The sequence below is a fragment of the Aeromonas sp. ASNIH2 genome (assembly GCF_002934795.1).
Lineage (GTDB): Bacteria > Pseudomonadota > Gammaproteobacteria > Enterobacterales > Aeromonadaceae > Aeromonas > Aeromonas caviae.
In genome coordinates, this window is the sequence record NZ_CP026406.1 from 530030 (window position 1) to 546478 (window position 16449).

At 62.5% G+C, this 16449-nt stretch carries 14 protein-coding genes; 6 read left to right on the plus strand and 8 right to left on the minus strand.

Going from position 1 to position 16449, the window contains the following annotated elements; translation table 11 throughout:
• The first annotated feature begins 15 nt into the window (after positions 1 to 15).
• The gene (gene aceA, locus C3F36_RS02425) at positions 16 to 1329 is read left to right on the plus strand and encodes an isocitrate lyase (protein WP_104454386.1); all 1314 of its coding nucleotides are present in this window, start codon (positions 16 to 18) and stop codon (positions 1327 to 1329) included.
• Between the two features lie 206 nt (positions 1330 to 1535).
• On the opposite strand, the gene hda is transcribed toward aceA, so the two are convergent.
• From hda to upp, 3 genes are all read right to left on the minus strand, one after another.
• Positions 1536 to 2237, minus strand: a complete 702-nt coding sequence (hda, locus tag C3F36_RS02430) for a DnaA inactivator Hda (RefSeq protein WP_010675272.1) — start codon at positions 2235 to 2237, stop codon at positions 1536 to 1538.
• Between the two features lie 102 nt (positions 2238 to 2339).
• Positions 2340 to 3368 (minus strand): DUF2066 domain-containing protein, encoded by a 1029-nt coding sequence (locus C3F36_RS02435; RefSeq protein ID WP_104454387.1) that lies wholly within the window; start codon positions 3366 to 3368, stop codon positions 2340 to 2342.
• A 140-nt stretch (positions 3369 to 3508) separates the two neighbouring features.
• Entirely contained in the window at positions 3509 to 4135 is a 627-nt protein-coding gene (gene upp / locus C3F36_RS02440) for a uracil phosphoribosyltransferase (protein ID WP_005302745.1), read from the minus strand.
• Between the two features lie 175 nt (positions 4136 to 4310).
• Between upp and purM the strand changes: the two genes are divergently transcribed.
• Together purM and purN are read left to right on the plus strand one after the other, a co-directional pair.
• Positions 4311 to 5348 carry a phosphoribosylformylglycinamidine cyclo-ligase gene (gene purM, locus C3F36_RS02445; RefSeq protein WP_010675274.1) on the plus strand — a complete coding sequence of 346 codons (1038 nt, stop codon included), beginning with the start codon at positions 4311 to 4313 and terminating at the stop codon, positions 5346 to 5348.
• 32 nt (positions 5349 to 5380) lie between these two features.
• Positions 5381 to 6019, plus strand: a complete 639-nt coding sequence (gene purN / locus C3F36_RS02450; protein ID WP_164882638.1) for a phosphoribosylglycinamide formyltransferase — start codon at positions 5381 to 5383, stop codon at positions 6017 to 6019.
• 114 nt (positions 6020 to 6133) lie between these two features.
• Here purN and C3F36_RS02455 read toward each other — a convergent pair whose 3' ends face one another.
• The 5 genes from C3F36_RS02455 to C3F36_RS02475 all read right to left on the minus strand — a co-directional run bounded on the left by C3F36_RS02455 (position 6134) and on the right by C3F36_RS02475 (position 12047).
• The gene (locus tag C3F36_RS02455) at positions 6134 to 6895 is read right to left on the minus strand and encodes a Nif3-like dinuclear metal center hexameric protein (RefSeq protein ID WP_010675276.1); all 762 of its coding nucleotides are present in this window, start codon (positions 6893 to 6895) and stop codon (positions 6134 to 6136) included.
• A 107-nt stretch (positions 6896 to 7002) separates the two neighbouring features.
• Positions 7003 to 8337 (minus strand): sigma-54-dependent transcriptional regulator, encoded by a 1335-nt coding sequence (locus C3F36_RS02460; protein ID WP_010675277.1) that lies wholly within the window; start codon positions 8335 to 8337, stop codon positions 7003 to 7005.
• Between the two features lie 70 nt (positions 8338 to 8407).
• Positions 8408 to 9442 (minus strand): sensor histidine kinase, encoded by a 1035-nt coding sequence (locus tag C3F36_RS02465; RefSeq protein ID WP_010675278.1) that lies wholly within the window; start codon positions 9440 to 9442, stop codon positions 8408 to 8410.
• 105 nt (positions 9443 to 9547) lie between these two features.
• Positions 9548 to 10966: a sigma-54 dependent transcriptional regulator gene (locus tag C3F36_RS02470; protein ID WP_104454388.1), complete on the minus strand. Its 1419-nt coding sequence runs from the start codon at positions 10964 to 10966 to the stop codon at positions 9548 to 9550.
• A 241-nt stretch (positions 10967 to 11207) separates the two neighbouring features.
• Positions 11208 to 12047, minus strand: a complete 840-nt coding sequence (locus C3F36_RS02475; RefSeq protein ID WP_104454389.1) for a DUF2726 domain-containing protein — start codon at positions 12045 to 12047, stop codon at positions 11208 to 11210.
• 258 nt (positions 12048 to 12305) lie between these two features.
• On the opposite strand from C3F36_RS02475, the gene C3F36_RS02480 reads away from it, so the two are divergent.
• From C3F36_RS02480 to ppx, 3 genes are all read left to right on the plus strand, one after another.
• A complete protein-coding gene (locus C3F36_RS02480) occupies positions 12306 to 12818 on the plus strand; it encodes a glycine cleavage system protein R (protein WP_104454390.1) in 513 nt (170 codons plus the stop codon).
• 76 nt (positions 12819 to 12894) lie between these two features.
• Positions 12895 to 14964, plus strand: coding sequence for a polyphosphate kinase 1 (gene ppk1, locus C3F36_RS02485; protein WP_104454391.1), 2070 nt, complete (start codon positions 12895 to 12897; stop codon positions 14962 to 14964).
• Positions 14954 to 16444: an exopolyphosphatase gene (gene ppx / locus C3F36_RS02490; RefSeq protein WP_039040239.1), complete on the plus strand. Its 1491-nt coding sequence runs from the start codon at positions 14954 to 14956 to the stop codon at positions 16442 to 16444. The genes ppk1 and ppx overlap by 11 nt, the downstream gene beginning before the upstream one ends.
• The last annotated feature ends 5 nt before the right edge of the window (positions 16445 to 16449 follow it).

Here is a 16449-nt window from a genome sequence, read left to right on the forward strand (position 1 = left end):
AAAGAGGGAACTGATATGGCACTGACCCGTGAGCAACAGATCCAGGCTATCGAGAAAGACTGGGCAGAAAACCCCCGCTGGAAAGGGATCAAGCGCGGCTACAGCGCCGAGGACGTGGTAAACCTGCGTGGCAGCCTGCAACCGGTGCACACCCTGGCCCAACGCGGTGCCGACAAGCTGTGGGAATTGATCCACGGCGGCGCCAAGAAAGGCTATGTAAACTGCCTCGGCGCGCTGACCGGTGGTCAGGCGGTGCAACAGGCCAAGGCAGGCATCGAGGCAATTTACCTCTCCGGCTGGCAGGTGGCGGCGGACAACAACCTCTCCTCCACCATGTACCCGGATCAGTCCCTCTACCCGGCCAACTCGGTGCCGTCGGTGGTGGAACGCATCAACAACTCCTTCGCCCGTGCCGACCAGATCCAGTGGGCCAACAAGGTGGGCCCGCAGGACAAGGGCTTCACCGACTATTTCCTGCCTATCGTGGCGGATGCCGAAGCCGGTTTCGGCGGCGTGCTGAACGCCTTCGAGCTGATGAAGGGGATGATTGAAGCGGGCGCCGCCGGCGTGCACTTCGAAGATCAGCTCGCTTCCGTCAAGAAGTGCGGCCATATGGGCGGCAAGGTACTGGTACCGAGCCAGGAAGCGGTGCAGAAATTGATCGCGGCCCGTCTGGCAGCCGACGTCTGCGGCACCACCACCCTGGTGATCGCCCGTACCGACGCCAACGCCGCCGACCTGCTGACCACGGACGCCGATCCCTACGATGCCGGCTTCCTGACCGGTGAGCGCACCTCAGAAGGCTTCTACAAGGTGCAGGCCGGTATCGAGCAAGCCATCTCCCGCGGTCTGGCCTATGCCCCTTACGCCGACATGGTGTGGTGCGAAACCGCCAAGCCGGATCTGGACGAGGCACGCAAGTTTGCCGAGGCCATCAAGGCCCAGTACCCGGACAAGATCCTGGCCTACAACTGCTCACCGAGCTTCAACTGGAAGAAGAACCTGGACGATGCCACCATCGCCCGCTTCCAGCAGGAGCTCTCCGACATGGGCTACAAGTACCAGTTCATCACCTTGGCGGGTATCCACAACATGTGGTTCCACATGTACGAGCTGGCCTACCAGTACGCCCGTGGCGAAGGGATGAAGCACTATGTCGAAATGGTGCAGCAGCCGGAGTTCGCCGCTGCCGAGCGCGGCTACACCTTCGTGGCACACCAGCAGGAAGTGGGTACCGGTTACTTCGACAAGGTGACCACCGTCATTCAGGGCGGCCAATCCTCGGTGACCGCGCTGACCGGCTCGACCGAAGAAGATCAGTTCCACTGATAGCTGAGTAATGCTCGCAAACAAACCCCGGCCAAGTCCCGGGGTTTGTCGTTATGGGGCCTAGAACCTATCCCAGTAGGCGTAATCGTTGAAGGCAGTTTGAACACGGACAGCGCGCAGAAACCGGAGCGTACTGTAGTACGTGAGGATTTCGAGCACTGCCCAGGTTCAAAATGGCGAATAAGATAGCCTAATGGGATAGGTTTTCAGAGCTCGAGGATCTCTTTGACGAAAGGGATGGTCAGCTTGCGCTTGGCGCGAAAAGAGGCGTTGTCGAGACGATTGAGGGTGGCAAGCAGGGTGCGCATGTCGCGGGAGAGGCGATTGAGCAGGAAACGGCCCACGTCGATGGGCAGCTTGAAACCCCGCAGCTCGGCGCGCAGTTGCAGGGCGCTGAGTTTGCCCTCGTCGTCCAGCTCGTCGAGGTGGAAGCTCACTCCCCAGTCGAGACGGGACGCGAGATCCGGCAGTTGCAGCCCCAGCTTGCGTGGCGCGCTGCAGCCGGTAACGATGAGCGTCCCCTCCCCCTTCTCCTTCCAGCGATTGTAGAAGTCGAACAGGGCCCGCTCCCACAGGGCGTTGCCGGCGATCGCCTCCAGGCTGTCAAGACAGACCAGGGGCAGGCTCTCCAAAGCATCGAGCATGCTGGGGTCAAGCTGTTCGAACTGATCGAGGGAGAGATAGGCCGCCGCCGCGTCGCGGGCGTTGACCTCGGCACAGGTGGCATGGAGCAGATGGGAGCGGCCCGACCCCTTGGCTCCCCAGAAATAGAGGAAGGGCGAGCCCTGACCGATGGCCGCATTCTTGAGGGCGGTGATCAGATGGGCGTTGTTGCCGGGATAAAAACTGACGAAGGTTTCATCATCCGGTAGTTGTACGGCTAAAGACAGTTGGGCCGGTTGCTTCACTCGTTGGGCTTTGACTGTGATATTTGCGGGCAAGTGTATCACCAGCGGGGCAGATAGAGAACCGCCCGGACCATGCCGGGCGGTCAGGATCCTTCCCCGGGATCAGGGCTGCGACCATTGATAGCGCAGGCCGCTCTCGTTGTCTTCCACCTGATGCAGGCGGCTCTCAAGTTGCAACCCCCTCACCAGCTCGGCCTTGTCCCCCTGCAGCGAGAGGTTGAAGGTCACCTTGTCCCCTTCCAGCTTGCCGATGGCCACCTTGGTGACACTGGCCATCCCCTGCAGCAGCTTCTGGATCTGGATCATGCCATCGATGTCGGACAACCCCTCCACCACCAGGGTCTGGCTGGAGGCGACACCGGAGAGACGGGTACCGTACTGCTGCACCAGCCAACCGGCAAGGGCATCGGCAAAGCCCTTTGCCACCTCGGCCTGGGTACCTGAACCCGAGCCCTTGGTCAGCTCGGTCAGCTCTCCTGCCTGCGCCCCCGGCTTGGCCCCATAAAGACCCCAATCGATGCTCCAGGCCTCCCCCTCCGGGGTGAGTTTGCCGAGCACCACCATTTCGGCGCCGTAACGCTGGCTCGCCTTGAGCACGGGATCGGCAAAGCGGCCCCAGACATCGGTGGCATTGACCGCCATGTTGTCATCCAAGTCCATCAGCGGGAGACTGACCGGCAGCCCCATGGCCTGGGTCTGGGCACGCAGCGCCTCGGACCAGCCATCGCCGGACTGATCCGGCAGAATGCGCCGCTCCCCTTCGTCGACCACCAGCCAGATGGCGACCTGCGGCCGCACCGGGCCAAGCAGGGCAAACTTGCTCTGGCCGACCAGGGCGTTCACCTTGGCCACATTGAAATCCGCCTTGAGAAACTTGACCGAGCCGATGTCCTGATAGCTGTATTGCTGCACGTAATCCGCCGGCGCCGCCAGGGCCTTCACCACATCCGGCTGGGTGAGGATATCGCGCTTGCCCGTCACCTTGACGAGCACATCCCCCAGCGCCTGAGACTGGGCGGCCGTCATGTCGCCACTGGTGGGAGCCTTGCCCTGATAGAGGTCGGTTACCTGGGCGGCCGACACCACGAGAGGCAGACAGCAGCAGAGGAGAGTCGCTAAGCGTTTCAGCATAAAGAAGATTCTCGAAATGGGGGATGGTGCTTATGGTAGCGGCAAGGCGCGCATGGCAGCAAGCAAAGGGGGGAGAAACAGCGGAGCCGGCAGGGTGCCGGCTCCGTTTGCGCGCCTTGGGCGCGGCGATGGGGTGATGCTTACTTGGTGCCGAAGATCTTGTCGCCAGCATCCCCCAGACCCGGGACGATATAGCCCTTCTCGTTCAGCCCCTGGTCGATGGAGGCACAGAACAGCTCCACGTCCGGGTGAGCGGCTTCCAGGGCCTTGATGCCTTCCGGCGCGGCAACCAGCACCAGCACCTTGATGGACTGGCAACCTTTCTTCTTGAGCAGGTCGATGGTGGCGATCATGGAGCCGCCGGTGGCCAGCATGGGGTCGATGACCAGGGCCAGACGCTCTTCGATGTTGCTGACGATCTTCTCGAAGTAGGGGACAGGCTGCAGGGTCTCTTCATCGCGATAGATACCGACCACGCTGACGCGGGCGCTCGGCATGTGCTCCAGCACGCCGTCCATCATGCCAAGACCGGCGCGCAGGATGGGCACCACGGTGACCTTCTTGCCCTTGATCTGGTCGACTTCCACAGGGCCGTTCCAGCCATCGATGGTCACTTTTTCGGTTTCGAAGTCAGAGGTCGCTTCGTAGGTCAACAAACTGCCCACTTCCTTGGCCAGTTCACGGAAACGCTTGGTGCTGATGTCGCCTTCGCGCATCAGGCCGATCTTGTGCTTGACCAGGGGGTGTTTGACTTCAACGACTTTCATTATTATCTCCTCTAACCGGCGCCAAAAAATCGCGGAATCATACAACAAAAGCCACGGCTTGTAGAGCTTTTCGATTCAAAAACGCGCAAACGATTTTCTTTCTGGTTTTTCGTACCCGCTGGTAGAATACGCCCCGAATTTTACCCTCCACTTCTTTATATGACGGGGAATACGCGTGACTGACAAAACCTCACTGAGCTACAAGGATGCTGGCGTAGATATCGATGCCGGCAATGCACTGGTTGAACGTATCAAGGGCGTGTCAAAACGCACTCGTCGTCCTGAAGTCCTTGGTGGTCTTGGCGGCTTTGGGGCCCTGTGTCAAATCCCTGCTGGCTACAAGGAACCGGTACTGGTCTCCGGTACCGACGGGGTGGGCACCAAGCTGCGTCTGGCCATCGACCTGAAGAAGCACGACACCGTGGGGATCGACTTGGTCGCTATGTGCGTCAATGACCTCATCGTGCAGGGCGCCGAGCCCCTCTTCTTCCTCGACTACTATGCCACCGGCAAGCTGGACGTGGACACTGCCGCTGCCGTGGTCACCGGCATCGGCGCCGGCTGCGAACAGTCCGGCTGTGCCCTGGTCGGCGGTGAAACTGCCGAAATGCCTGGCATGTATGAAGGGGAAGATTACGACATCGCCGGTTTCTGCGTCGGTGTGGTGGAAAAGAGCGAGATCATCGACGGCAGCAAGGTTGGCGAAGGGGATGCCCTGATCGCCCTGGCCGCCAGCGGTCCCCACTCCAACGGCTTCTCCCTCATTCGCAAGATCCTGGAAGTCTCCAAGGCCGACGTGCAGCAGCCGCTGGGTGACACCACCCTGGCCAACGCCCTGCTGGAGCCGACCCGCATCTACGTGAAGCCCGTGCTCAAGCTCATCAAGGAGTGCGAGATCCACGCCCTGTCCCACATCACCGGCGGCGGCTTCTGGGAGAACATCCCGCGCGTGCTGCCCGCCAACACCCAGGCGGTCATCGACGAGCAGAGCTGGCAGTGGCCGGCGGTGTTCAGCTGGTTGCAACAGGCAGGCAACGTCACCCGCCACGAGATGTATCGCACCTTCAACTGCGGCGTCGGCATGATCATCGCCCTGCCGGCGGATCAGCTGGACAAGGCGCTGGCCCTGCTCAAGGCCGAAGGCGAGAACGCCTGGCACATCGGCCACATCGCCAAGGCGGCCGATGGTGAGGAGCAGGTCATCATTCAATGAATGATCGGATCAACGGCCAGATGACCTCCCCTATGAAACGCATCCTCGTCCTCATCTCAGGCAGCGGCAGCAACCTGCAGGCCATCCTCGACGGCTGTGCCGGCGGCAAGATTGCCGGTCAGGTGGTCGGCGTCATCAGCAACAAGGCTGATGCCTATGGCTTGGTGCGTGCCAAGGAAGCCGGAGTGGCAACCGCCATCCTGGCTCAGCAGCAGTTCGCCAGCCGGGAGGAGTATGATGCCGCCCTGCTGGCTCTGATGGCGGATTATCAGCCGGATCTGGTGGTGCTGGCCGGCTTTATGCGGATCCTGAGCGCCGACCTCGTGCGCCACTTCGCGGGGAGGATGATCAACATCCACCCCTCATTGCTGCCGAAATACCAGGGTCTGCACACCCACCAGCGCGCGATCGAGGCCGGTGATGACGAGCACGGCGCCAGCGTCCACTTCGTCACCGAAGAGCTCGACGGCGGCCCGGTGATCCTCCAGGCACGGGTCCCCATCTTCGAAGGGGACAGTGCCGACGAGGTCGCCGCCCGGGTCCAGGTGCAGGAGCACAGCATCTACCCCCTGGTGGTGCAGTGGTTCTGTGAAGGGCGCTTGCAGATGCGAGAAGGGTCTGCCTTCCTCGATGGCAAGCAGCTTGGCCTGGCAGGCTATGCCAGCGAGTAACCGCTAGCAGCCGTAAGACACAACAAGGGAGGCTCAGGCCTCCCTTGTCATTTCCATCGACCAGCGCAATGTCTGTCATCACGTCCGATGACGCCGCTGCGCGGCTAATCGGCCCTACACCGGATTGTCGATATCGATAAAGGTCACCTCCAACCCGTGTACGGTGGCGAGCCACTCTCCCAGCGCCTTGACGCCGTAACGTTCGGTGGCGTGGTGGCCTGCGGCGTAGAAGTGCATGCCCATCTCGCGGGCGGTGTGGATGGTCTGCTCGGAGGCTTCGCCGGAGATGAAGGCATCGATGCCCTGCTCCGCCGCCTGGCTGATGTAGCTCTGACCACCGCCGGTGCACCAGGCCACGGAGCGGATGAGCTCGGGACCACTGTCACCACAATGAAGCGGCTCGCGACCGAGACGCTCGGCAATCAGCTTGGCAAAATCGCTGCCGCTCATGGGCTCCTCCAGCTTGCCCACCATTGCGACGCTCTTGCTGTTCCAGGGTTCGAGGCCGCGACGCACCTTGATGCCAAGCAGCCTGGCAAGCTGGGCGTTGTTCCCCACCTCGGGGTGCACGTCCAGCGGCAGGTGGTAGGCAAACAGGTTGATGTCGTGGGTCAAGAGGGTCTTGAGACGACGCTGCTTCATGCCGGTGATCTGGGCCGGCTCGCCGCTCCAGAAGTAGCCGTGATGGACCAGGATGGCGTCAGCATCAGCGGCCACGGCGGCATCGATGAGGGCCTGGCTGGCGGTGACGCCGGTCACCACCTTGCGAATGCGCTCGCGCCCCTCCACCTGCAGGCCGTTGGGGCAGTAATCCTTGATGGCATGGGGTTCGAGCAGGTGGTTGAGCAGGCTTTCCAGTTTACGATGAGAGATCATGGGGGTCTCCTAGCTGGGCTCCCCACGCACTGTGCGGGGAGCCGGATTCCGATCGTCAGAGCCCATGATAATCGAGCCGGACCGGCAAGGCCATGCGCCTGTCAGGCCTAGGCGGGCAGCTCGATGCCGGCGTCACGCATCTGGGCCAGCTTGTAACGCAGGGTGCGCGGGCTGATGCCGAGCTTGTCGGCCACCGCTTTGCGACTGCCGTTGCACTCCTGCAGGGTGTCCAGAATGATCTGGTGCTCCTGCTGCTTGAGTTCGCCGCCGAGCCCCTCCCCTGACAGCCGCTCGAGCGGGCGCACCAGGGTCTCGTCCGTCTCCTCCAGGATCAGGTGCTCACAGTCGATGAGGCCGTCTGGACAGAGGATCAGGGCGCGCTGCACCACGTTGTCGAGCTCGCGCACGTTGCCGGGCCAGGGGTGAGCCATCAGACGCTCTCGGGCGTCCTCTGCGAGCTGCGGCGTCGGCAGCCCCATCTGGCTGGCATGCAGCGCCAGCAGATGCTCCGCCAGGGGAAGAATGTCACCCGGGCGTTCCCAGAGCGCCGTCCAGCGCAGGGGGAAGACGTTGAGGCGGTAGTAGAGATCTTCGCGGAACAGCCCGTCCTGCACCGCTTTTTTCAGATCCCGGTTGCTGGTGGCAATGACCCGCACATCGAGGGGGATCATCTTGCGGCTGCCGAGCCGCTCCACCTCTTTCTCCTGCAAGACCCGCAGCAGCTTGGCCTGCAACCCCAGATCCATCTCGGTGATCTCGTCGAGCAGCAGGGTTCCTCCCTGAGCCTGCTCGAACTTGCCAGGGCACCCCTGCACCGCACCGGTGAAGGCGCCCTTCTCGTAGCCAAACAGGGTCGCCTCCAGCATGTTCTCCGGAATGGCGGCGCAGTTGATGGCGACGAAGGCCTGCTCTGCCCGGCTGGAGTGGTCGTGAATGTAGCGAGCCAGCACCTCCTTGCCCGTCCCGCTCGGTCCGGTCACCATGACGGTGGCTTCGCTTCTGGCCACCCGGGTCGCCAGCTGGAACAGCTCCGCAGTCCTGGGGTCCCCGTACACCACGGCACGCTTCTCCACCTTCTGGGCCGGCACATAACGGCTGACCTGGTTGAGCAGCACCTCGGGGGAGAAGGGCTTGGCCAGATAGTCGATCGCCCCCTCGCGCATGGCGCGCACCGCCCCGTCAATGTTGGCGTAGGCAGTCATCAGGAGCACAGGCACCTGGGGATATTGCTGGCGGATGTTGGCGAGCAGGGTCAGACCATCCATGCCCCCCATCTGGATGTCGGAGATCACCATGTCAAAGCGCTGACGGGACAGAGCAAGCAGGGCCCGCTCGCCGCTGTCCACCTCGCGGCACTCATAGCCACCGAGCAGCAGGGTATCCACCAGCGCCTCGCGCAGGCCGTTGTCATCTTCCACCACCAGAATGCGAGCCTGGGTCATGCCACACCTCCTACAACCAACATGGCCTTGTCGAGAATCATCTTCACCGGCGCTCCGGCTTTTGCGTGGCTCATGCCACGCCCCCCAACTGAACCTGTTGCTGATGCAGGGGGAAGGACAGGGTAAAACAGGTGCCCTCGCCAGGGACCGAGGCCACGCTTACCTCCCCCTGATGGGCTCGTACTACCGACTGCACCACCGCAAGACCGAGGCCCGTGCCCTGAGATCGGGTGGTAAAGAAGGGTTCGAAGATCTGGTTGAGCAGGGAGGGGGCCATCCCCTTGCCGTTGTCGATGACCCGCATCTCCACCCGGTTGCCGCTGCGCACAGCGCTCACCAGGAGCGAATCGGCGCCGGCCTGCCGGGCATTGGCGATGAGGTTGTTGATGGCCCCCGCCAAGGCACTGCTGTTGGCAAGCAGACAGAGATCGGGCTCAGGGGCCTCCAGATGCAAGGCGCACCCCTGCTGCTGGCAGAAGGCTTCGGCCCCCGCCTGCACTTCCGCCAGCAGGCCCTGCACCGAGAGGGGTGCCACCACCTGGTTGTCGCCATTGCGGGCAAACAGCAGGATGTCGTTGATCTGCTTCTCGAGATCCTGCAGGCGCGCCATCAATTTTTGCTGGAACTGGCTGCGGGATTCAGGCTTGAGGGTGCGGTTGGCCAGGTTGGCCGCATAGAGCATGGCCGCGGAGAGCGGGGTACGGATCTGGTGCGCCAGGGAAGCCGCCATGTTGCCAAGGGCGGAGAGGCGCTTCATGTGGTTGACCCTATCCTGCAACTGGCGGGTCTCGGTCAAGTCGGTAATGAACACCAGTTGGCCGGGCTGATCCGGCAGCGGCTGGGTCGACAGCTGGACCCGACGGCCGTCGCGCAAGGAGATCTCGTGACCGTCATCCTCACGGGGTTCGAAACAGCGGGCAATGATCTGGCGCCAGGAAAGGCCCTCCAGTGGTTCCCCCAGCAGCGCCAGGGCGGCAGGGTTTGCGCGGGTGATCAGCCCCTCGCCATCGAGCAGCAGGACGCCGGTCGGCAGCGCCGTGAAGATGGCGTAAAGCTGACTCACTTCATGTGACTGGAGGGGGGCATCCTGCTGCAAGATTGTCATAAAGCTGACCTCAAACTGGCGATTGAGTCAGCTTATTCAATTTCCATGCCAGCAAAATAGGCGTTATTTATCAATGCATTGGATCAATGCGTCAAAGCATTGACCTCAATTGTCCTTGCTCATGCCGTACTTCTTCATCTTCTCCACCAGGGTGGTGCGGCGCATGCTGAGCAGGTCGGCGGCGCGGGCCACCACCCCGTCCTGGGACTCCAGGGCCTGGCGGATCAGCTCCACCTCGAGGTCGGCCAGCATCTCCTTGAGGTTGACCCCTTCCTGGGGCAACTGCATGGGCAGGGGCATGGCGATGCCGGGATCCAGCTCTGGTGGGGACTGGAACACGGCAGCCAGGGCGTCCCGCTCGTCCATCTCGGTGAGCCGTTCATCTCGTGGCTCGCAAGGCAGCAGGCGATAGCGGCCGGGCAGATCCGCCACATCGACGATCTGGTTCGGATAGAGGATGAGCAGGCGCTCGATGAGGTTGGACAGCTCGCGCACGTTGCCGGGCCAGGCGTACTGCATCAGGGACTCCATGGCGCGCTGGGTCAGACGGATGATCCCCTTGTGCTGTTCGGCATGGCGATTGAGCAGCTCCTGCAGCAGCAGCGGGATGTCGTCGGCCCGATCCCGCAGGGGGGGCGTCTCGATGGGGAACACATTGAGGCGGTAGTAGAGATCTTCGCGAAATACCTGGGTGCGGATCATGGCTTCCAGATCCCGGTGGGTCGCCGCGATCACCCTCACATCTGCCTGGACGGCCTTGCCGCCCCCGACCCGGTCGAACTGGCGCTCCTGCAGCACCCGCAGCAACTTGACCTGCATCGGCAGCGGCATGTCGCCGATTTCGTCGAGGAAGAGGGTGCCCCCCTGGGCCAGTTCGAAGCGGCCGCGCCGGGCGGCAATGGCACCGGTGAAGGCCCCCTTCTCGTGACCGAACAGCTCGCTCTCGAGCAGCTCCGCCGGAATGGCGCCGCAGTTGATGGGCACGAAGGGGCCCGCGCTTCGGGCGGACAGCTCGTGGATGGCGCGAGCCACCACCTCCTTGCCAGTCCCGGACTCACCGAGGATCAGTACGTTGGCGTCGGTCTCGGCCACCTGGCCGATGAGACGGCGCACCTCCTGGATGCCCCTCCCCTTGCCCACCAGCAGGCGCAGCAGGGTCTGGCCCTTGTCGTGGGTCTGATGACGGGGATGCAGGGAGATGAAGGCCTGGCAGAAGTGCAGATGACGGGTGAGGGACTCATAGGTAAAGGGGGCCTCGGCCACCCCGATGAAGTTGCTGCAACCATGGCTCGCTGGCATCAGGGAGAGAAAGGGCAGACGAGGATGGGCGGCAAGCAGCTCACTCAGGGCGCGCTCGCGCAGTTCCCCGGCCAGAATCCCCTGCAAGGGCCCGGCAGTCTCGATGGCCACATCGAGATCGCTCTCCACCACCTCCTGCCAGGGGATCCCCATGAAGGAGAGCACAGTCCCCAGTTGCTGGCGCCGCACATCATCGGCATCAACAAGCAGCACACCCATAGCCATCCTATCCATATTTTCACACCTGACGCCAAGTTATTGTTTTTTTTAAGTGCTTATTAAAACCAATTTCGCACTGTGTCATAAGGGGGACAAAGTGCCAAAATTCTGGCGGATTGTCAAAACTTGTCGCATCCTCCCGGACCCTGGCGGGACGGGGATCACGCTTCCAGCCAGATTGAGTATCGGATGAAAACCAGCGAAGGGGAAAGAATGACGCCGACAGGGTGCGGCGTCAGAGGAGGGATCAGTGTTTCACGCTCTCCTGGGGAGCGGCATAGCGGCACTCGGGAAACCGGCTGCAGGCGAGGAACAGGCGACCGGCATGGGGACCCTTTCGTGCTTCCCGTGCCACCAGGGGCGCGGCACAGCGGGGGCAATGAGGGATCGTCTCCCGGGGCTCCTCCTCATCCGGATCGAGGAAGGGATTCTCCCCCATCAACACGGGCATTGCCTCTTCGGCCTGGGGGGGCGGCACCTGGGGCTCCCTGGCAGCCCCCGGGTGTGACGTGCCCAGATCGACACCATCGAGCAGCAGCGGGCTGAAGGTCGGTTCGCGGCGCTCGCCGGGCAGCAGGTCATCCACCGGCGCCGTCGTTCTCGCCAGCAGGGGCAGCAGTTGCTCCCGCAACTCGTCGACCTGGTAGTGGCTGCTGGCCGGGATCTGCAACAGCGGCAGACCGGCGCCATCGCAGACCGCCTTCAGGAAGAGATCCCGCGCCTTGCGCTTCTGGTGGCGATGCCCCTCGTCATCCAGCTCCACGGCACACAGGAAAGAGAGATCCGCCGGGTGGCAGAGCAGAAAATCGAAGTGCTTCTCCCCTATCTTGCCGAGCGCCTGCTGGCGCTTGCCTTTGCCAAGGTGCGCCTCGGGCGTCAGTACATAGGAGGCTCGTACCTTGGCAAAGACACGGGCCTTGTCCCCCACCGCCTGATCCAGCACCCCGAAGAAGGTGCGCTCGGCTGGGCTCATCAAGGTTTCCTGCAGATCATAGGGCTCGGCCTTGCCCCCTTTCTCCCTGCGCCAGACGATCACCAGCAGGAGCAACCCCAGCAACACGGCTCCCGATACGACAAGGCTATTCATACACGCACATCCCGTTTACAAGACAAATTCAGTTCACACCAGAGGAAGGGGCACACTCTACCACGGGGAAAGCGACTCAGGCAGCGCAGAAATCAAGCCCGTCCCGGCATTCGCGTTTTTTCACTGAATTTGCGCAAGGCGGGCTTCATATGGCCTGTCACAGCAGGCACAATGCTAGAGCCCATGGACGTTCTGGCGCGCACCCCGTCGCCGCCAGGTGTCAACGGACCCCACGCAGCCCCATTCAAGGAGAGCAGGATGCAAAAGCAATTGGTCGTCACCGTGATCGGCGCAGACAAACCCGGGATCGTCGAGAGCCTGGCCGATACCATCACCCGGCAGCAGGGCAACTGGCTGGCCAGCTCCATGAGCGAGCTGGCGGGGCAATTTGCCGGCATTTTGCACGTCGCCGTGCCTGACGAGCATTACCGCAGCCTGTGCGAGGCTCTGGTGATGCTGCCTGGCCTCACCGTGAGCTTCGCCGAAGGGCAGCTGAGCCCGCAACCGGCCCATCAGGTGATGCTGAGCGTCACCGGCAACGACAGACCGGGCATCGTCCATGAAGTGGCCAGCATCCTGCGCCAACTCAACATCAACGTCGCCGACCTCACCACAGGTTGCGAACCTGCGCCCCACTCAGGCGCCCCCCTCTTCTATGCCCACGCTCTGGTGGCCCTGCCGCCGCAGCTCGAACTGGACGATCTCATCACAGCCCTGGAGTCCCTCTCCGACGACCTCGTCGTCGACATCGATCAGGATCTGAGCGAATAGTGTCGCCTGTCATAAATTTGTCATGGTTTGACGCCATAACTTCCGCGCAGACGCAACCAGAGCAAAGAGGCACCAGATGAGCACCGACAAGCAGTATGAAGAGAAAGAGCTTAGCTGGCTCTCATTCAATGAACGGGTGTTGCAAGAGGCGATGGACAAGACGGTACCCCTTATCGAGCGGGTCCGCTTCCTCGGGATTTTCTCCTCCAATCAGGACGAGTTCTTCAAGGTACGGGTGTCGGACGTCAAGCGCCGCATCCTCATCAACGAAGTCCACGGCGGCGACGACGAGGCCAAGGTGCTGCTGCGCGCCATCCAGCAGAAGGTGATGGCGCTCGGCGAGGCGTTCGACAACACCTACAAGGAGCTGCTGATCGCCCTGGCCCGCCACAACATCTTCCTGGTGAACGAAAGCCAGCTCTCCGAGTCCATCCAGCAGTGGCTGCGGATCTTCTTCCGGGAAAAGGTGCTGCGCCACATCATCCCCATCCTCCTCAACAAGGAGGTCAACCCGGTCAAGTTCCTGAAAGACGAGCACACCTATCTCGCCATCGAGATGAAGAAGAACGGCCAGGTGATCCAGTACGCCCTGGTGGAAGTGCCCACCGACGATCTGCCCCGCTTCTTCCAGCTACCGCCGGAGGGCACCCGTCGCAAGAAGCAGATCATCATCCTGGACAACGTTATCCGCTTCTGTCTGGACGAGATCTTCAAGGGCTTCTTCGACTACGACGAGATTGCCGCCTACGCGGTCAAGCTGACCCGGGATGCCGAATATGACCTCTCCGACCAGCTGGACCTCAGCCTGGTGGACAAGATGAGTGACGGCTTGAAACAGCGCCTCACCGCCATGCCGGTACGCTTCGTCTACGAGCGGGAGATGCCGGCGGCCATGATAAGCTTCTTGAAGCTCAAGCTGCAGATCAGCTCCTACGACGCCATCATGCCCGGTGGGCGCTATCACAACTTCAAGGATTTCATCGGCTTCCCCAATGTGGGCCGGGATTATCTGGAAAACCCCAAGCTGCCGGCCCTCGATTGCCGCGACTTTGACGGCTTCGTCAACGCCTTCGACGCCATCGCCAAGCAGGACATCCTGCTCTACTACCCGTACCACAAGTTCCACCACTTCACCGAGCTGGTGCGCCAGGCGGCCTTCGACCCGGCGGTCAGCGCCATTCGCATCAACATCTACCGGGTGGCCAAGAAGTCGCGGATCATCCACTCCCTCATCGACGCCGCCAACAACGGCAAGAAGGTGACCGTGGTGGTGGAGCTGCGCGCCCGCTTCGACGAGGCAGCCAACATCGACTGGGCCAACATCCTGACCGACGCAGGCGTCAAGGTGGTGTTCGGGGTGCCCAGCCTCAAGATCCACTCCAAGCTCTGCCTCATCACCCGCCACGAGAACGGCGAGGCGGTGCGCTACGCCCATATCGGGACCGGCAACTTCAACGAGAAGACCGCCAAGATCTACACCGACTTCTCCCTGCTGACCCGCCATCCGGACATCACCGCCGAGGTGGAGAGCGTGTTCGAGTACATCGAGTACCCGTACCGGCGCTACAAGTTCAACCACCTGCTGGTCTCCCCCATCAACAGCCGCCGCCAGCTTTATCGCCTCATCGATAACGAGCTGGCCAACGCCAAGGCGGGGCAACCCAGCGGTATCACCCTCAAGATCAACAACCTGGTGGACAGAGACCTCATCAACCGGCTCTATGCCGCCGGCCAGGCCGGGGTGCCCATCCAGATGATCATCCGGGGCATGTGCGCCCTGCGCCCGGGGGTGCCGGGTCTGAGCGACAACATCCGGGTCATCAGCATCATCGACCGTTTCCTCGAACATCCCCGGGTGATGGTGTTCCACAACAAGGGCAATCCCCAGCTCTATATCTCCAGTGCCGACTGGATGAGCCGCAACATCGACGGTCGCATCGAGGTGGGCACCCCCATCTATGACGAGCGGCTCAAGCAGCGCATCCTCGAAATTCTCGAGCTACAACTGAGTGATACCTGCAAGGCGCGGGTGATCGATGCCGACCAGAAGAACGAGTACGTGAAGCGGGGCAACCGCCGCAAGGTCCGTTCCCAGGTGGCGATTTACGACTACCTCAAACGCATAGAGTCAAACCATGGACAATAGTCTGTACGCCGCTGTCGATCTGGGCTCGAACAGCTTCCACATGGTCATTGCCCGCCTCACCGAGGGGCGGATGCAGATCATCGATCGCATCAAGGAGCGAGTGCGCCTCGCCGAAGGGATGGATGAGCAGCGCCGCATGTCCCAGGAGGCCATGGCGCGCGGGCTGGACTGCCTCGCCCTGTTCGCCGAGCGGCTCACCAACATCAAGCCGGATCAGATCCGCATCGCCGGCACCTATACATTGCGCCGCGCCAGCAACGCCCGCGACTTCGTGCGCGAGGCGGCCAAGGTGCTCAACCACCCCATCGAGATCATCAGCGGCCAGGAAGAGGCCCGCCTCATCTATCAGGGGGTCGCTCATACCCAGCACATCGAGGGCCAGGTGCTGGTGGTGGACATCGGCGGCGGCAGCACCGAGCTCATCATCGGCGAAGGGTTTGAGCACAAGGCGCTCACCAGCCGCAAGATGGGCTGCGTGAGCTTCACCCAGAGCTTCTTTGGCAACGGCAAGCTCGGCGAGAAGGCCTTCAACGCCGCCGTGCTGGAAGCCCAGCACCAGCTCGCCCCCATCATCAACCAGTACCGCAAGCTGGGCTGGCAGAGCTGCCTCGGCAGCTCGGGCTCCATCCGCACCGTGCGCGACGTGTTGCAGGGGGAAGAGTGGACCGATGGTGCCATCACCCTGGCGGGACTGGAGCGGCTGAAGGAAGAGATGCTCAAGCACAAGCGGGTCGATCAGCTCAAACTGGCGGGCCTCACCGAGGAGCGTCAGGGGGTGTTCGCCGCCGCGGTGGCCATCCTGCTCGGGCTCTTCACGTCCCTGCCCATCGAGCGGATGGAGTACTCCGACGGCGCCCTGCGCGAAGGGCTGCTCTACGAGTTCGAGGAGCGCCTGCAGCATCACGACATTCGCGAACGTACCGCGCTTGCCCTCAGCACCCACTATCGCATCGACAAGCGCCAGGCCACCCGGGTAGAGCGCAGCGTCCTCTCCCTGTTCGACGCCCTGAGCGGCCCCTGGGAGATGCCGGAAGAGCCCTATCGCGCTATCCTCGGCTGGGCGGCGCGGCTGCACGAAATCGGCCTTGCCATCAACTACAGCGGCATCCACAAACACTCCGCCTACATCTTGCAAAACACCGACCTGCCCGGCTTCAACCAGGACGATCAGGCCCTGCTGGCGGCCCTGGTGCGCTTTCATCGCAAGGGGCTCAAGCTCTCCGAGCTGCCGGCCCTGCCCAACCACGACGAGCAGACGGTGCTGCGCTGCATCCGCATCCTGCGCCTCGCGGTGGCGGCCCACCACAGGCGTCAGGACAACCTGCTGCCCGAGTGGAACGTGCAGGCCGCCGGGGATCAGCTGGTGGTCACCCTGCCGCTCGACTGGTGCGACGAGAACAAGTTGCTGATGCAGAACCTGGAAAAGGAGCACCGCTACTGCCACGAGCAGGGCTGGCCCTTGCTGTTCCAGCTCGGGTGATCCGC